This window comes from Amycolatopsis sp. lyj-109 (assembly GCF_046548995.1).
In the GTDB taxonomy this organism is placed as follows: domain Bacteria; phylum Actinomycetota; class Actinomycetes; order Mycobacteriales; family Pseudonocardiaceae; genus Amycolatopsis.
On sequence record NZ_JAJPWR010000007.1, the window covers coordinates 263,579 to 279,394 of the forward strand.

General features: G+C 70.3%; 16 protein-coding genes. 12 read left to right on the forward strand and 4 right to left on the reverse strand.

Annotated elements, in window-relative coordinates; all coding sequences use genetic code 11:
* Window positions 1-43: 43 nt before the first annotated feature.
* Window positions 44-613: a class I SAM-dependent methyltransferase gene (locus ACLJQF_RS18135; RefSeq protein ID WP_410610079.1), complete on the forward strand. Its 570-nt coding sequence runs from the start codon at window positions 44-46 to the stop codon at window positions 611-613.
* Here ACLJQF_RS18135 and ACLJQF_RS18140 read toward each other — a convergent pair.
* Window positions 610-2,382 (reverse strand): serine/threonine-protein kinase, encoded by a 1,773-nt coding sequence (locus tag ACLJQF_RS18140; protein ID WP_410610080.1) that lies wholly within the window; start codon window positions 2,380-2,382, stop codon window positions 610-612. The genes ACLJQF_RS18135 and ACLJQF_RS18140 overlap by 4 nt on opposite strands.
* Before the next feature lie 184 nt (window positions 2,383-2,566).
* Here ACLJQF_RS18140 and ACLJQF_RS18145 point away from each other — a divergent pair, with 184 nt between their 5' ends.
* Window positions 2,567-4,447 (forward strand): propionyl-CoA synthetase, encoded by a 1,881-nt coding sequence (locus ACLJQF_RS18145; protein WP_410610081.1) that lies wholly within the window; start codon window positions 2,567-2,569, stop codon window positions 4,445-4,447.
* A gap of 131 nt (window positions 4,448-4,578) precedes the next feature.
* On the forward strand, window positions 4,579-6,144 hold the full coding sequence (locus tag ACLJQF_RS18150) for a beta-N-acetylhexosaminidase (RefSeq protein ID WP_410610083.1): 1,566 nt from the start codon (window positions 4,579-4,581) through the stop codon (window positions 6,142-6,144).
* Window positions 6,145-6,190: 46 nt separating this feature from the next.
* Here the strand turns inward: ACLJQF_RS18150 and ACLJQF_RS18155 are convergent, their stop codons facing one another.
* Window positions 6,191-6,796, reverse strand: coding sequence for a TetR/AcrR family transcriptional regulator (locus ACLJQF_RS18155; protein WP_410610085.1), 606 nt, complete (start codon window positions 6,794-6,796; stop codon window positions 6,191-6,193).
* Window positions 6,786-7,469 carry an MOSC domain-containing protein gene (locus tag ACLJQF_RS18160; RefSeq protein WP_410610087.1) on the reverse strand — a complete coding sequence of 228 codons (684 nt, stop codon included), beginning with the start codon at window positions 7,467-7,469 and terminating at the stop codon, window positions 6,786-6,788. The genes ACLJQF_RS18155 and ACLJQF_RS18160 overlap by 11 nt, the downstream gene beginning before the upstream one ends.
* 54 nt (window positions 7,470-7,523) lie before the next feature.
* Between ACLJQF_RS18160 and ACLJQF_RS18165 the strand changes: the two genes are divergently transcribed.
* Window positions 7,524-8,870 carry a M20 family metallopeptidase gene (locus ACLJQF_RS18165; protein ID WP_410610088.1) on the forward strand — a complete coding sequence of 449 codons (1,347 nt, stop codon included), beginning with the start codon at window positions 7,524-7,526 and terminating at the stop codon, window positions 8,868-8,870.
* A 206-nt stretch (window positions 8,871-9,076) separates the two neighbouring features.
* Window positions 9,077-10,039 (forward strand): hypothetical protein, encoded by a 963-nt coding sequence (locus ACLJQF_RS18170; RefSeq protein ID WP_410610090.1) that lies wholly within the window; start codon window positions 9,077-9,079, stop codon window positions 10,037-10,039.
* A gap of 157 nt (window positions 10,040-10,196) precedes the next feature.
* On the opposite strand, the gene ACLJQF_RS18175 is transcribed toward ACLJQF_RS18170, so the two are convergent.
* A complete protein-coding gene (locus ACLJQF_RS18175) occupies window positions 10,197-11,171 on the reverse strand; it encodes an NAD(P)H-dependent oxidoreductase (RefSeq protein ID WP_410610091.1) in 975 nt (324 codons plus the stop codon).
* A 100-nt stretch (window positions 11,172-11,271) separates the two neighbouring features.
* On the opposite strand from ACLJQF_RS18175, the gene sigJ reads away from it, so the two are divergent.
* The 7 genes from sigJ to ACLJQF_RS18210 all read left to right on the forward strand — a co-directional run bounded on the left by sigJ (window position 11,272) and on the right by ACLJQF_RS18210 (window position 15,724).
* Window positions 11,272-12,129 (forward strand): RNA polymerase sigma factor SigJ, encoded by an 858-nt coding sequence (gene sigJ / locus ACLJQF_RS18180; protein WP_410610093.1) that lies wholly within the window; start codon window positions 11,272-11,274, stop codon window positions 12,127-12,129.
* Between the two features lie 75 nt (window positions 12,130-12,204).
* The gene (locus ACLJQF_RS18185; protein WP_410610095.1) at window positions 12,205-13,002 is read left to right on the forward strand and encodes an SGNH/GDSL hydrolase family protein; all 798 of its coding nucleotides are present in this window, start codon (window positions 12,205-12,207) and stop codon (window positions 13,000-13,002) included.
* The gene (locus ACLJQF_RS18190) at window positions 12,981-13,556 is read left to right on the forward strand and encodes a TetR/AcrR family transcriptional regulator (protein ID WP_410610096.1); all 576 of its coding nucleotides are present in this window, start codon (window positions 12,981-12,983) and stop codon (window positions 13,554-13,556) included. Before ACLJQF_RS18185 ends, ACLJQF_RS18190 begins: the two co-directional genes overlap by 22 nt.
* A 17-nt stretch (window positions 13,557-13,573) precedes the next feature.
* On the forward strand, window positions 13,574-14,293 hold the full coding sequence (locus tag ACLJQF_RS18195; protein ID WP_410610098.1) for a DUF2786 domain-containing protein: 720 nt from the start codon (window positions 13,574-13,576) through the stop codon (window positions 14,291-14,293).
* A gap of 51 nt (window positions 14,294-14,344) precedes the next feature.
* Window positions 14,345-15,082, forward strand: coding sequence for a Long-chain-fatty-acid--CoA ligase (locus ACLJQF_RS18200; RefSeq protein WP_410610100.1), 738 nt, complete (start codon window positions 14,345-14,347; stop codon window positions 15,080-15,082).
* A gap of 55 nt (window positions 15,083-15,137) precedes the next feature.
* Window positions 15,138-15,479 carry an ArsR/SmtB family transcription factor gene (locus ACLJQF_RS18205; protein ID WP_410610101.1) on the forward strand — a complete coding sequence of 114 codons (342 nt, stop codon included), beginning with the start codon at window positions 15,138-15,140 and terminating at the stop codon, window positions 15,477-15,479.
* Complete coding sequence (locus ACLJQF_RS18210) at window positions 15,476-15,724, forward strand: hypothetical protein (RefSeq protein WP_410610103.1); 249 nt, start codon at window positions 15,476-15,478, stop codon at window positions 15,722-15,724. The genes ACLJQF_RS18205 and ACLJQF_RS18210 overlap by 4 nt, the downstream gene beginning before the upstream one ends.
* Window positions 15,725-15,816 lie beyond the last annotated feature (92 nt).

Here is a 15,816-nt window from a genome sequence, read left to right on the forward strand (position 1 = left end):
TATCGGCTACCGGTCAAACGCGGGCCGAAATAGCGTCGGACGCATGCCGATGAACCTGATCCACCGCAAGATCTGCAGTTCGGAGAAGTGGGCCGCGACGGTCGAAGAGCGCCTGACACCGTGGCTGGCCGAACGCGACCTCGGCGACGACGTCCTCGAGATCGGCCCCGGCTTCGGCGCCACCACGAAGGTGCTGCTCGACGTGGTCCCGAAGCTGACGGTCCTGGAGATCGACCACGCATCGAGCGAGCTGCTGCGAGCGAAGTACGGCGACCGTGCGGAGGTCGTCGAGGGCAGCGGCGCGGAGATGCCGTTCGAGAGCGGCCGCTTCTCGGCGGTGGTGTGCTTCACGATGCTGCACCACGTGCCGACGAAGGCACTGCAGGACGCGATCTTCGCCGAGGCCGCGCGGGTCCTGCGCCCGGGCGGCACGTACTGCGGCAGCGACGGCCAGCTCAACCTGAGGTTCCGCCTGCTGCACATCGGCGACACGATGAACGTCGTCGACCCGGCGACGTTCCCCGCGCGGCTCGAGCAGGCCGGGTTCACGCGGGTCGGCATCCAGGTGGAACCGAAACAGCTGGTGATCTTCTCGGCCGTCAAGCCCGGCTAGCGGCGGGGCAGCTGCTGGCTGCCCGGCTGCCGCGGCACCACCCGCGTCACCGGGCCGTCCGCCGACTTGCCCGCCCGGGAAAGCCACCCCTCGACCTCACGCCGCACCGCGTTCAACGTCGGACGCCGACGCGGCTCCGGGTCCAGGGACGCCGCCAGCAGCCGCGCGTGCGCGCTCCGCTGGGGCAGCCGCGACACCGGCTCGGCCCGAGCGGCCGCCATCAACGCCGCCATCGGCGTCTCCCGCGTTCCGCGCGGGGGCTGGCCGGACAGCGCGTAGCTGATCGTCGCCGCCAGCTGCCACGCGTCCGACGCCGGGGACGCCGTCGCCCCCATCGCCTGCTCCGGGGCGACGAAGTCCGGCGTGCCGATCATCATCCCGGTGGCCGTCATCTTCGAGTCGCCCTGGCTGCGGGCGATGCCGAAGTCGATCAGGTGGGCCAGGCCGCTCGGGTCGAGGACGATGTTCGACGGCTTGATGTCGCGGTGCAGGACGCCCTTCTCGTGCGCCGCGGCGAGCGCGCCCGCCATCGTCGCCCACAGGCGGCCCGCGGCGACGTCGTCGAGCGGGCCCTGGCCGTCGACCAGCTCGGCCAGCGGGCGGCCCTCCAGGTACTCCATCACCAGTGCGAGACCGTCCGGCTCCTCGGCCAGGTCGTACACCTTGACGCAGTTCGGGTGGCTGACCACGGCCAGCGCCCGGGCCTCCCGCTGCATGCGCTCGGCGGTGTCGCGGTCCGGCGCGTGCGCGATCTTCAGCGCGACCGTGCGGTTCAGCTGGGTGTCGACGGCCTGCCAGACCGTGCCGAAGCCACCCGCGCCGAGCTGCTTGACGCGGCGGTAGCGGCTGCCGCCGGCGTTGCGGGAGCCGGGCGGCGGCGGGATCGGGCCCGGTGCCGCGGCCAGCGCGCCGAGTGGCGGGGACGGCGGCTCGGGCGCGGAGGCCAGCGCCGTCTTCGGGTACGGGCGGTTGACCGGGGGTGGCGGCGGAGGCGGCGGGGTCGGGCGCGGCTGGACCTGCGACGGCGGCGGTCCCTGCGGCTCCTGCCGGCGCGGCGGCGGCTCGTCCGAGCGGTCCGACCGGTTGATCACCGACCACGGCGGCGGCCCGACCATCGCGACCGGGATCAGGCCCAGCACGCTGAACGGCAGGAAGCCGAGCCAGAAGTGCAGCGCGGTGTTCGCTTCCATGCCGACGCTGAACACGAGCATCGCGGCGAACGGGATCCAAAAGAACCGCGACGGCCACTTCGGGCCGCGGCGGAAGGCCGTGCGGCCCTGCAGCATGACGAAGAACAGCGAGCCCGCGCCCAGGACGATGAACGCCAGCAGGTAGACGAAGAACGGGATGTCCTTGCCGTTCTGCGAGGACAGCACGTCGTAGACGGTCTGGCCGCCGCCCAGGTACTCCCGCTGGTTGTCGACCCAGCAGCCGCCGGGGCCGTTCAGCGTCGAGAGCTCGGTCGAGGACAGCCCGGTCTTCTCCTTGGCGAACGCCGCCTGGAAGACACCCGAGACGCCGATGGCCAGCAGCCACGGCAGCACCAGCGTGCTGAGCAGGCCGATCACCCCGAAGACGCCCAGCGTCGTGGCGTCGTAGCGGTTGCCGGTGCCCTTCCGGATGATCGACACGGCGACCGCGCCGATCGGCGGAAGCAGCGCGACGAGCGCGCCGGCCGCACTCGTGGCCCAAACCCAGTCGCCGGGGCAAAAACCCGGGCCGAACAAGGAATGGGCTAGCGAGAGCAACGCGCTCGCGAGTCCGTTCACCGCCGGGCTCCCCTCACTGTCCGTGTTCACTTCGTGGCCGTCACGCGGCGTTTGCCCGCGGTCCAGCTTAGGACGCTCCCGGGCTCCGTGAGGTTGCCGGGTCTTTCCGCGGGGAATCCGGCGCGCCCGCCGCTCCCACGCCATGATGGGGATCGGCGCAACGTCCGACGCGAAGGAGCCGAGCATGGGCGCGTACTCCGAAGCCTACCGGCGCAGCCTGGCCGAGCGGGACGCGTTCTGGCTGGCCGCGGCCGAGTCGATCAGCTGGACCAGGCCGCCGGAGCGGGCGCTGGACGACACGAACCCGCCCTTCTTCCGGTGGTTCCCGGACGCCGAGCTGAACACCTCGTACAACGCGCTGGACCGGCACGTCGAGGCCGGCCGCGGCAGCCAGGCCGCGCTGATCTGGGACTCTCCCGTGACCGGACGGCAACGCACCTACACCTACGAGGAGCTCCGCGACACCGTCGCGCGCTTCGCCGGCGCGCTCCGCTCGCTCGGGGTCACGAAGGGTGACCGGGTGATCGTCTACCTGCCGATGGTGCCGGAGGCCGCGATCGCGATGCTGGCCTGCGCGCGGATCGGCGCGGTGCACTCGGTGGTCTTCGGCGGGTTCGCGCCGAAGGAGCTGGCCGCGCGGATCGAGGACGCGAAACCCAAGGTCATCCTGGCCGCGTCGTGCGGCATCGAGCCGACGCGGGTGGTCGAGTACCAGCCGATCATCGAGGCCGCGCTGGGGATGACCGAGCACCAGCCGGACCACGTCGTCATGCTGCAGCGCGAGCAGGCACCGGCCACGGCCGGCCGCCACTTCGACTGGCGCGAGCTGGCGGCGGGCGCCGACCCGGCCGACCCGGTGCCGGTCGCGGCCACCGACCCGCTGTACATCCTCTACACGTCCGGGACGACCGGGAAGCCGAAGGGCGTCGTGCGCGACACCGGCGGCCACGCCGTCGCACTCGCCTATTCGATGGACGCCGTCTACGACACCCACGCCGGCGACGTCTGGTGGACGGCGTCCGACGTCGGCTGGGTCGTCGGGCACTCTTACATCGTGTACGCGCCGCTGCTGGTCGGAGCGACGACGGTCATGTACGAAGGCAAGCCCGTCGGCACGCCCGACGCGGGCGCGTTCTGGCGGGTCATTGCCGAGCACGGCGTCCAGGCGCTGTTCACCGCGCCGACCGCGCTGCGAGCCGTCAAGAAGGTCGACCCGGACGCCCGTGAGCTGGAGAAGTACGAGCTGAAGCAGTTCCGGACGCTGTTCCTGGCCGGCGAGCGCCTCGACCCGGAGACCTACCACTGGGCACACGAAAAGCTCGGTGTGCCGGTGGTCGACCACTGGTGGCAGACCGAAACCGGCTGGCCGATCGCGGCCAACCCGCGCGGCCTCGAACCGATGGACGTCAAGGCCGGGTCCGCGACCAAGCCGGTCCCCGGCTGGGACGTCCGGATCCTCGACCAGGCGGGCGAGGAGCTGCCGGCCGGCCGCGAAGGCGCCATCACGGTGCAGCTGCCGCTGCCGCCGGGGTCGTTGCCGACGCTCTGGGGCGACGACGAGCGCTTCCGCGAGGCCTACCTCTCCCGCTACGAAGGCCACTACCTCACCGGTGACTCCGGTTACTTCGACGAAGACGGCTACCTGTTCGTCATGGGCCGCACCGACGACGTCATCAATGTCGCCGGGCACCGGCTGTCCACCGGGTCGATGGAGGCCGTGCTGGCCGCGCACCCGGCGGTCGCCGAATGCGCCGTGATCGGCGTGGCCGACCAGCTCAAGGGCCAGCTCCCGCGCGGGTTCGTGGTGCTCAAAGCGGGTGCCGACGTCCCCGCCGAGCGGCTCCGGGACGAACTCGTGGCGATGGTCCGCCGGGACATCGGGCCGGTCGCCGCGTTCCGCGATGTGTCCATTGTGGACGCGCTGCCGAAGACGCGGTCCGGGAAGATCCTGCGCAAGACGATGCGCGCGATCGCCGACGGCCGCGACGAGGCGGTGCCCTCCACGATCGAGGACCCCGCGGTGCTCGACGCCCTGCGGGACGCCCTCCGCGCCCGAAGTTCGTGAAGGCCACCTTGAGGAAGTTGTAGTTCCTGAAGGTGGCCTTCACGAACATTGACACCCCTTCGTTAAGAACTGTTCCAAATGCACCTGCTGGTCTGTACCTTTGCAGGGAGTCCCCGACCGGAGGTGCTTCGATGCGCTTGTCCCGAGCCGTTCTGACCGCGGCTGTCGTGAGTCTCACGGCGGCCGGCCTGCCCGCTTCCGCCACGGCCGCCACGGCCGCTCCCGAACGCAGCGTGACCGACGTCGTTCCGGCGCCCGTCGCGGCGAAGGCCGATCCTCGCGGCGATTTCCGGCTCACCGCGTCCACCGTGATCACCGCCGACAGCGGCGCCGGCCAGGTCGCGGACTACCTGCGCGGCCTGCTCCGCCCGGCCACCGGCTACCCGCTGCCGGTCGTGCCGCATGCCGACGGCCTGCCCGCCATCTCGCTGAAGCTGGGCCCCGACTCGCGGATCGGCACCGAGGGTTACCAGCTGAAGGTCGCGCGCAACGGCGTCACGCTGAAAGCCAACACCGCCGACGGGCTCTTCGAAGGCGTGCAGTCGCTGCGGCAGCTGCTGCCGTCGGCGATCGACGCCCAGCGCGTGCAGCACCGGACGTGGACCGTCGCCGGCGGCACCATCCTCGACTACCCGCGCTTCGCCGAGCGCGGCGCGATGCTCGACGTCGCCCGGCACTTCTTCAAGCCGGACCAGGTCAAGCGGTACATCGACCAGATCGCCCAGTACAAGGTCAACACGCTGCACCTGCACCTGGCCGACGACCAGGGCTGGCGGATCGAGATCAAGAGCTGGCCGAAGCTGGCGACGGTCGGCGGCAGGACGGCCGTCGACGGCGACCCGGGCGGCTACTACACGCAGGCGCAGTACCAGGACATCGTCGCGTACGCGGCTTCGCGGCACATCACGGTGATCCCGGAGATCGACATGCCGGGCCACACGAACGCGGCGCAGTCGACGTACGCGGAGCTGAACTGCGACGGGAAGGCCGTCCCGCCGCGCACGGACACCGAGGTCGGCTACAGCTCGCTGTGCATCTCCTCGCCGATCACCTACAAGTTCGTCGAGGACGTCGTCCGTGAGCTGGCGGCCCTCACCCCCGGCCCGTACCTGCACATCGGCGGCGACGAGGCCCACTCGACGCCGCCCGCGGACTACCTGACCTTCGAGCGGAAGGTCCAGCCGATCGTCGCCAAGTACGGCAAGAAGGTCACCGGCTGGCACGAGATCGCCAAGTCGGTCCCGCCGGTGTCGGCGGTCCCGCAGTACTGGGACTTCGGCGGCGACAACCCCGACGTCGCGGCGGCCGCGGCGCGCGGCAACAAGATCCTCATGTCGCCGGCGAACTTCGCGTACCTCGACATGAAGTACACCCCGCAGACGCCGCTCGGCCAGGACTGGGCCGCGCTGATCGAGGTTCGCGATGGCTACAACTGGGATCCGGCTTCGCTGGTGAACGGCGTCGGCGAGAGCCAGATCGCGGGCGTCGAGGCGCCGCTGTGGACCGAGACCATCCGGACCAGCGACGACATCGAGTACATGGCGTTCCCGCGGCTGCCAGGGATCGCCGAGATCGGCTGGTCCCCGAAGTCGACGCACAACTGGGACGCCTACCGCGCCCGCCTCGCGAAGCAGTCCCCACGCTGGGTGGTACAGGGCATCGACTTCTACCGGAGCCCGCAGGTCGACTGGAAGTAGTTCGTGAAGGCCACCTTGAGGAACTTGTAGTTCCTGAAGGTGGCCTTCACGAACTTTGGACGGCGCCGAGGCGGGACAGCAGCGCGCAGCGAGCCAAGTGGTAGGGGCGGGTGCTGCCGTTCAGGACGGCGTCGGCGTTGGCCGCGCGGCCCAGCGCGTGCAGTTCGAACGCCAGGACCTCTGGGTCCGCATCGAGGTGACGCAGATCGACCGCGTCGGCAGCTGTCTCGCGGAGGAACGAAGCGAACGAGCCGCTCGCCGCCTTCACCGCGTCGTGCACCCGGCCCGGGCGTGCGTCGAACTCCGCGCCGACGTTGAAGAAGAAGCAGCCGCCCGGGAAGACGCGCTGTTCCGAGTAGGCCAGCCACTTCTCGCACACCGCGCGCAGCCGCGGCAGCCCCGGAGGGACGTCGAGAGCGGGCGTCACGACGTGCGACCGGAAGATCGCCAGCGCGGCTTCGATCGTCGCGAGCTGCAGCTCCTCCTTGGAGCCGAACAGCGCGAACACCCCGCTCTTGCTCAGTTCCAGCTCGGCGGCCAGCCGGCCGAGGGACAGCCCCGCCAGGCCGTCGACCGAAGCGACGTCGGCGGCCCGGCGCAGCACCAGGCGCCGGGTCGCGTCGCCGCGGGCGATCCGGCCGTCACCCGGCACGCCGCGCCCGCCAGCGGTCCACAGTGGACTGGACGCCGTCGCGATAGGACGCCGAAAGCGCGGGCGTGGCCAGCACGCGGTCGGCGAGGTCCAGGGCCGCCTCGACCTTGTCCTCCGGCAGCTGCCCGTAGTTGGCGAAGGAGACGAGGTACACCTCGGTGATCGTCGGCCCGTCCGCGCGCTCGGCGAGCTCGATCGGCCCGGACGCCGGCACCGTGCCGGGCCGCAGGACGCGCAGGTACCAGCCGCTGCGCCCGCTGTCGATCATCATCGGCGTGACGTCCTTGCGCCCGGTCTTCATCGCCAGCTTGAAGCACGGCTGCCGCGGCTGCGAAACCTGGACCAGGGCGTCACCCCAGGCCCAGACGTCCCCGATCCGGACGTGGTCCTCGGTGGCGCCGGACAGCGAGATGTTCTCGCCGAAGCCGCCCGGCTCGGCTTCGAGGCCGTCGGCCGCCCACGCCGGGTAGTGCTCGGCCGGGTAGACGTAGACCGCTTTGTCGACCCCGCCGTGCACGGTGAGGTCGGCCTGGCGGTCGCCGTCGAGGTTCAGCTCGGTCAGGGTCAGCTCCGGCGCCGTGACCCGCGCCTTCGTGATCGCGCTCAGCACCGGCCGGTCCCGCCGGTAGCCCAGGACGCTCGGTTCCCCCACAAACACGCCGTCGACGTTCATGGGCCGAAGATAGCACGACCGTTCGTACAGTTTGCGGCCTTTAGGCTGGCGGTCATGGAACTGCTCGGCAAGGCCCGCGCCCACGTCGACTCCGGCGCCCTCTTCGCCGAGCTGGCCGGGCTGGTCGCCTACCCCACGGTCAGCGACGCCCCGGACGGCCGCGCCGCGATCCAGGCGTACTTCGACGAGGTCCTGACGCCCGCGCTGACCGCGCTCGGCTGCGCGGTCACGCAGCACGCCAACCCGGATCCGGCGGGCGGCCCGTTCCTCGTCGGGGTGCGTACCGAAGGAGAAGGCCTGCCGACGCTGCTCTGCTACGGCCACGCCGACGTCGTCGGGGAAGCCGGAACGTGGAGCGAAGGCCGGGATCCGTGGACGCTGACCGCGGACGGCGATCGGTGGTACGGCCGCGGCACGGCCGACAACAAGGGCCAGCACCTGATCAACCTGACGGCGTTGCGGCTGGTGCTGGCCGAGCGCGGCCGGCTGGGCTTCAACCTCAAGTTCCTGTTCGAGACCGGCGAGGAAATCGGTTCGCCGGGGCTCACGGAGTTCGCCGCGCAGGAGAAGGAGCGGCTGTGGGCGGACGTCCTGATCGCCTCGGACGGCCCGCGTCTGGACGCGGCAACACCGACGTTGTTCCTCGGCGCCCGCGGCGGTGTCCGGATCGACCTGGACGTCGACCTGCGCCCGGGAGGTCACCACTCGGGCAATTGGGGCGGCATCCTCCGCAACCCGGCGACGACCCTGGCCGGCGCGATCGCGAGCCTGGTCGACGGCCACGGCCGCGTCCAGGTGCCGGAACTGCTGCCGCCGGAGCTGCCGGAGTCCGTGCGCGAGGCCCTGGCGGACGTCGATGTCCCGGAGCCGGACGACACGTGGGGCGACCCGCGGCTGACGCCCGCCGAGCGGCTGTACGGCTGGAACACCCTGGAGGTCCTTTCCCTGGCCGCGGCGGACGTCGACCGCCCGGTCAACGCGATCCCGGGCCGCGCGCGGGCGGTGCTGCAGCTGCGTTACGTGGCCGGGACGGACGTCGACGGGATCGCGCCCGCCATCCGCGAACACCTTGCGGCGGCGGGGTTCCCGATGGTTTCGGTGACGGCCGAAGCCGGCTTCCGCGCGAGCCGCACCCCGGTCGAAAACCCCTGGGTGAGCTGGGCCCGGGCGGCGCTGGCCCCAGTGTCGGAGCGACCGGTGGCGTTGCTGCCCAACTTCGGCGGCGGCCTGCCGAACCACGTGTTCACCGACGTCCTCGGGCTGGCGACGCTGTGGCTGCCGCACTCGTACCCGGGCTGCAACCAGCACGCGCCGGACGAGCACCTGCTCGCCCCGGTCGCCCGGGAAGGGCTGGTACTCGCCACGGCGTTGTTCGACGCACTCGGTTCAGCGCCGCTCTAGCATCAGAAGACTTGGCCGGCATTGTCCCTCGCATGAAAATGGTCCAGCCATGCCAGCCAAGCATATCGAACCGGATAGTCCGCTTTGCATTGGTCGATTGTTCGAGTGCCGGCGTGGTCGCGAAGAATATTAGAGCCACCGGCAAGTGAAAAGAGCCGCCCAATTGGCGGCTGATGGTTGAGTCTTTGCGTCCTAGCATGGTGGCCATGTCCGACCAGCACCCGATCGACGACCAGCCGAGATCAAGTGAAATCCCTTTGCCGGAAATAAATGTTCCCAAGACCAAGCGCGAGCGTGTTTATTCTTGGATTCTCGGAGACTTTCCTTACATCGACGAGGGGTACTTCGAATCACGCCTTTTACTCTTCTCCGCCTGGCATCCGGCAGCTTCGGAATCTTTCAGGCAATTCCGAATGCTGCGCTTCAAGCGCATTAAAACAATCGCCATCGCCGTAGGAGTTCTTCTACTATTCTCCACTTTATGGATTTCGCCGGGCGGTACTGCGAGTAAACCACCGTCGACCAATGCACCACTCTCGACAATTGACAAGTTGATAGTGATTGGTGTTATCGTCTGGTTCGCGAGCTCAATAATGTATACGACAACATTGGCGATAGCCAAGTCGGTCAAAGTGAGCGTCCGATTCGTCAAAGGGGCGGACAGTCGCAGTCAACTGCGCTTCTATCGAAACGTGGGCGTGATGCTTGCCATCTGGAAGAACGGCGGTAGCAGAACTCATGCACTCAAGCTCGCCGGGTCGGCAGCCCGCGCACTCTTCCTGGTCATCCAGACCGAGCATTGGACATGGGCATCGCCGCCGGCTCTCTCTGAGCGTGCCGCACGGCTCGCTCGTCCACTATTGGACGTCGACACGCCCGACTATTTGGAGCCCGCACAGTTCGATGCTCTCTGCGGATTCTTGCTCGATGTAACCATCGTCGTGATCGCCGGACGAGAGGACCTTATTCCGGAAATACGTCGCCGGCATTCCGAACTCAAGCCGCGGTCCGAGGTTTCGGAACGATCAATCGAGCGTGACATGCTGTTTCTCGACCCCATGAGAGATCGAAGTCGCTGGGAAGTCATGAAAGATTTCGTTCTTCCATTGGCTTCCTGGCTCAGTCTTATTATCTCGTTTATTGCCTTGCTGGTGTCACTTGCTTACTGAAGACTTTTTCTGAGCCAGGTTGCCAATGCCGGGCAGAGGGAGAGCGGAAAAGGGGCCCGCGATGAGGATCGAAGCTTCGGCGGCCGGGCGGACGCTCCCGGCAGCCGACCCGCGGTGGGCGCCGTGACCGCCCACCGCGCATGACTCGCCTGAGACGTCACGGCTCGAGGTCGGTCACGCCCCGGCCGCTCGCCATGTCGAACGGCACGGACGCCTGGTCGTGGACGATCACCCAGTCGCCGCCGGTCTTCCGGAAGACGAAGGTGGCCCGGACCCACATGCCGGTCACCGCTTGGCCGGTCGGCAGCGTGCCGCTGACCCGGCCGAAGCCGTGCCCGACGGCCAGGCCGGCGCCCACGGTGACGGTCAGGTCGCGCAGCTCGTAGTCCACCTTTTCGAAGATGGTGAACACCTTCGCCCAGTTCTTCAGCTTCGCGTCGACCCCGGCGTGCTGCAGCGGCGGTTCGACGTCGAAGGAGACGACGTCCGGCGCGTAGACCCCGCGCAGCGCGTCGAGGTCCTTGGCCCGCAACGCCTCGATGACCTCGTCGAGCCGGCCCCGGATCGCGGCTTCCGCCTCCCCGCCCCGCAGCGGCGCCAGCGCGGTGCTCCAGGCGACGACGTGGTCGAGCAGGGTGTCCAGGGCGGCGAGCTGGTGGTCACCCGGCTTGAAGACCGCGCGGTTCTCGAACTCGGTCGCCAGGGGCAGCGTGACCTGCGGGGTCACGTCGGCCAGCTGCAGGGCCCCGCAGACCAGGCGCAGCTGCTCGACCGAGCGGGCGCCGCCGACCCCGCCGTACGAAACGAACCCGGCCGCCTTGGTGTTCCACTCGACGTGGACGTGGTCCAGGGCGTTCTTGAGCACGCCGGGAAGCGAGTGGTTGTACTCCGGCGTGACGAAGACGAACCCGTCGCACGACGCGACTACTCCGGCCCATGCCCGGGTGCGCTCGTCCTGGTACTGCCCCGAGAAACTCGGCGGCTCTTCGAGGTGCGGCAGCGGGTGGTCACGCAGGTCGACCAGCTGGAACTCGGCGTCACCCCGGCGTGCCGCCCGCTCCTCGACCCAGCGGGCCACCTGGTCCCCCACGCGACCCGGGCGGGTGCTGCCGAGCACGATTCCGATCTTCATCCTCGTTCTCCCTGTTCGATTGGCTTCGAGAGGTCCGACGACACAGCCCGCGGGAATGTCAGGCCCTGACGTTCCGGCAAGCTGTGTCGTCGGAGGAGTCATGACAACGCCACCGGAACCCGTCGTCGCCGAACGCCGGCACCTGGTCAACCTCGCCTACCGGCTGCTCGGCTCGCTGACCGAAGCCGAGGACGCCGTCCAGGAGACCTACGCCCGCTGGTACGCCCTGTCCCCGGCGCAGCAGCAGGCGATCTCCTCGCCCGGCGCCTGGCTGACCACGGTGGCCGGCCGCATCTGCCTGGACGTCCTCGGCTCGGCGCGGGTGCGGCGTGAGCGGTACGTGGGCGAGTGGCTGCCCGAGCCGCTGCCCGACCAGCCCGACCCGGCCGACCGGATCACCCTGGACGAGTCGGTGAGCATGGCCTTCCTCGTCGCACTCGAGGCGATGACCCCGGGCCAGCGCGTCGCGCTCGTCCTGCACGACGTCTTCGGGTACTCCTTCGCCGAGGTCGCCGAAATCACCGGCCGGACGCCGGCGGCGTGCCGGGAACTGGCCTCCGCGGCCCGCCGCCGGATCCGGGCGGCCCGGCCCGCCGCCCCGGTCGCCCGGCAGGCCGCCCTGGTGCGGGACTTCAAGGAGGCCTGGGCCGCCGGGGACATCGGCACGCTGATCGGGCTGCTCGACCCCGGCGCGACCTTGACCGCGGACGGCGGTGGCCGGGTCCGCGCCACGATCGCGCCCATCGAAGGCGGCGAACTCGTCGCCCGGTACGTGGCCGAGCTCGCCGCTTTCGGGGCGCTGACGATCGAGGAGCGCACGGTCAACGGCCTCCCCGGGCTGGTGCTCCGCCGCGGAGACGAGCTCGCCGCCGTGTACGCGTTCGCCTTCGCGGACGACCGGATCACGCACATCTGGGCCCTCCGGAACCCCGACAAGCTCGGTCCCTGGCTGGGGTGAACGCGAAGTAGACACCGTCTACACAAGTTTGATAGACAGTGTCTGCAAGGTGAACCACGGGTTACGGAGACCGGGATGAGCTACCACCGTTTCGTCGTCGTCGGCGACAGCTGCGCCGAAGGCCTCGACGACCCGTACCCGGATCAGCGGCACTACCGCGGCTGGGCCGACTTCGTCGCCGCGCGGCTGGCGGAAGGCGAGCCGGGCTTCCGCTACGCCAACCTGGCCGTCCGCGGGCGCCGGCTCGACCAGATCGTGCCCGAGCAGGTGCCGGCCGCGGCCCGCCTCGAACCCGACCTGATCGCCCTCTTCGGCGGCGGCAACGACGTCATGAGCCGCGGCTGGGACGCGCGCACGGTCGCCCGCCGGGTCGACGCCGCCATCCGCGCCTGCACCGAGATCTCGCCCGTCGTCGTCACGTTCACGCTCAGCGACGTCTCCCGCCGGATGCCGCTGGGGAGCCGGATGCGGCCGCGGATCGTCGCGCTGAACGAGGCCATCCGCGAAGCCGCCGTCAGCTACGGGGCCCAGCTCATCGACCTGTGGCCCGACCAGGCCGTCACCGATTCGCGCTACTTCGGCGCCGACCGGCTGCACCTGTCCGCCGACGGCCACCGCCGGCTCGCCGCCTACTTCCTCGCCCGGCTCGGCCTCGACCACGACCCGGCCTGGCTCGCGCCGCTGCCCGGCACCGCCGCTCCCGGCAGCCGGCGCGCCGACCTGCGGTGGCTGGTCCGGGAGGTGCTGCCGGTCGCCGTGACGCGCACGCGCAACCGGCTGATCGGCCGCCAGCCCGGCGACGGCTTCTTCCCCAAGCGCCCCGACCTGCTCCCGGTGACCCTGGACGAGGCGTGGGCACCCGGCAACGCCTGATCACGACGGCGTCGGAACTGCTCGCCGGCGAAGGCGTCGGCGCGGTCACGCTGCGCGGGATCGCCAAGGCCGCCGGGGTTTCGCACGGCGCACCGCTGCGGCACTTCTCCGGCCGCGCCGAACTCCTCTCGGCCGTCGCCACGCAGGGCTTCACGGAACTGCTGGAACGCCGGACGCAGCTGCCGGACAGCGGCCCGCGCGAGCGGCTCACCGCGGCGTGCCACAGCTACGTCGACTTCGCGCTGCAGAACCCGGCGATGTTCGAGCTGATGTTCCGCCGCGACCTGATCGACCCGGACGAGCCGGCGCTCGCGGCGGCGTCCAGCGCGGTGTTCGACGAATTCGCCGTGCTGGTCGCGGCGGCCGGCGTCCACCGCGCCGACCCGCGGCTGGTCGCCGCGTCGCTGTGGGCGGCCCTGCACGGCCTCGCCCAGCTGTGGCTGTGGGGCGGTCTCGCGGGCGCGAGCTTCGCGCCGTCACCCGAAGCGGCGCTGGCCGTCACGCTCGACGCGTACCTCGACACGCCGACCCGGTCCACGCGCCCGAACACCTGATCGAATACCCTCTCGGCATGACCGAGTCAGACCCGCAGCTCGAGCGCATCCGCAAGCTGCTGGCGAAGGCCGAAGACCCGGCGGTCACCGAGGCGGAAGCCGAGGCGTACAACCAGAAGGCCGCCGAACTCGTCGCGCGGTACGGCATCGACCAGGCGATGCTCGCCGCGTCGGGGGCCAGCACCGACGAGCTCGGCACGCTGAAGATCCCGCTCACCGACCCGTACAGCCGCGACAAAGCGAGCCTGCTGACCTCGGTCGCGTACCCGCTGCGGTGCCGGACGCTGCTGCACCGCCTCGGCCAGAAGGTCGAGAGCGTCACAGTGTTCGGCTTCCGCTCCGACCTCGGCCGGGTGGAACTGCTGTTCACCAGCCTGCTGCTGCAGGCGAGCACGCAGCTGACCCGCGTCCGGCCCGGCGGGTTCTTCCCCGGCGAATCCCTGGCCGCGTACCGGCGGACGTGGCTGCACGGCTTCGCCCGCGCGGTGCACGAACGGCTTTCCCACGCCGAGCAGGAAGCCGTCCGCACGGCGATGCCCGGCGCGCGCTCGGCGGAGCTGGTGGTCCGCGACCGCGCGCAGATGGTGCAGCACGCGTTCGACTCCGAATACGGCGACCTGCGCGCCGCCTCGCCCCGGCGGCTCTCCGGCAGCGGCTACCTCGACGGCCACGACGCCGGCACCCGGGCGAACCTCGACCCGGCCGCGTTGACGCGGCGCCGCAAAGCCCTGCGCTGAGTCGCCCGGTTGCCGCTATCCACGGCTCGGGCTTTTCGCTTCACTGAGCGCATGCGCGTTGTCGATCTTGCCGGCCGCCCCGACCTCCTCGATGCCGCACTGAACCTCGGCGACGTCGGCGGCCAGTTCATCTACCAGGGCGCAAGCGGCCGGATGATCACCGGCGAGCGGTTCCTGCGCCACTGGGCGCGCTACTTCCTGATCGCACTGGACGACGACGGCACGCCGATGGCCCGCGCCCTGTCGGTCCCGCTCGCCTACCCGGCCCCGGACCGCACCGAGCTGCCGGACCACGGCTGGGACCAGGCGATCGAGTGGGCGGCCCAGGACGTCATGGACGGCCGCGCGCCGAACGCGTTGTGCGCGCTGGAAGTCGTGATCGCCCCGCACCTGCGGGGCACCGGCCTGTCGGCCCCGATGCTGAAGGCGCTGAAGGCGCGGGCGGCGGAAACGGGCCTGCGCAAGCTGATCGTCTCGGTGCGCCCGATCGGCAAGGAGGCCGAGCCGTCGGTCCCGATGCCGGAGTACGCGGCCCGCCGCCGTCCCGACGGCCTGCCGGCCGACCGCTGGCTACGCACCCACGAGCGCCTGGGTGCCCAGGTGGTGAAGGTGTGCCCGTTCGCGGTGACGCTGTCGGGTTCCCTGTCGGACTGGCACGACTGGACAGGCGTGAAGCTCCAGGACGGCGAGAACTTCATCCCGGGCGGCATCGCCCCGGTGTACGCGTCGACCGGCTACGACACGGCAATCTACGTCGAGCCGAACGTGTGGATGGACCACCCGATGTGATCTCGGGGATCACCCCGATAGCGCTCCCATCCGACACCTGCTAACTTTTGTTGGCATGTGGTCGACGGGTGACGAGCTCCTGCGGCAGCTGGGCGCCCTCGGCAATCCGCACCGGCTGCGGATCGTCGCGGCCCTGCACGCCGAACGCACCTACGTCAGCAAGCTGGCCCGCGAGCTGCGGATCAGCCGCGCGCTGCTGCAGGTCCACCTCCGCAAGCTCGAAGCCGCCGGCCTGGTCACCGCGAGCTTCGAGGTCGGCGCGGACGGCAAGACGCTGCGCTTCTACGAGCTCGCCCCGTTCTCCGTCGTGCTGACGCCGGAGGCGATCGCGGCCGCCGCGCCGACGCTCACCACACCGGAATCCGTCCAGGGGGACGGCGAGGAGGGACGGACATGAACTGGCACCAGTGGCAGGAAATCATCGGCGTGACCGGGGTCTTCGCCCTGATCACCGTCGTGCTGTCGATCGCGATCGTGCAACTGGCCTCGACCTGGCGCGCCAAGGCGAAGCTGGCGCGGGAGCAGGAATACCGCTCACTGGCCGAGAAAGCCGTCCGGACGCAGGAAGAGACCGAACGGCAGCTAAAGGACGTCCAAGACCGCCTGCGGTCCATCGAACGCGTGCTCAAGGAGGTCGACTGACTGTAACAACCGGGGCTCCGCCACCCGGAACCCCCGAAACGCAGGTGAGGCCCTGGGCCACCGAGCGGCAACTCGGCGGCCCAGGAGGAAGA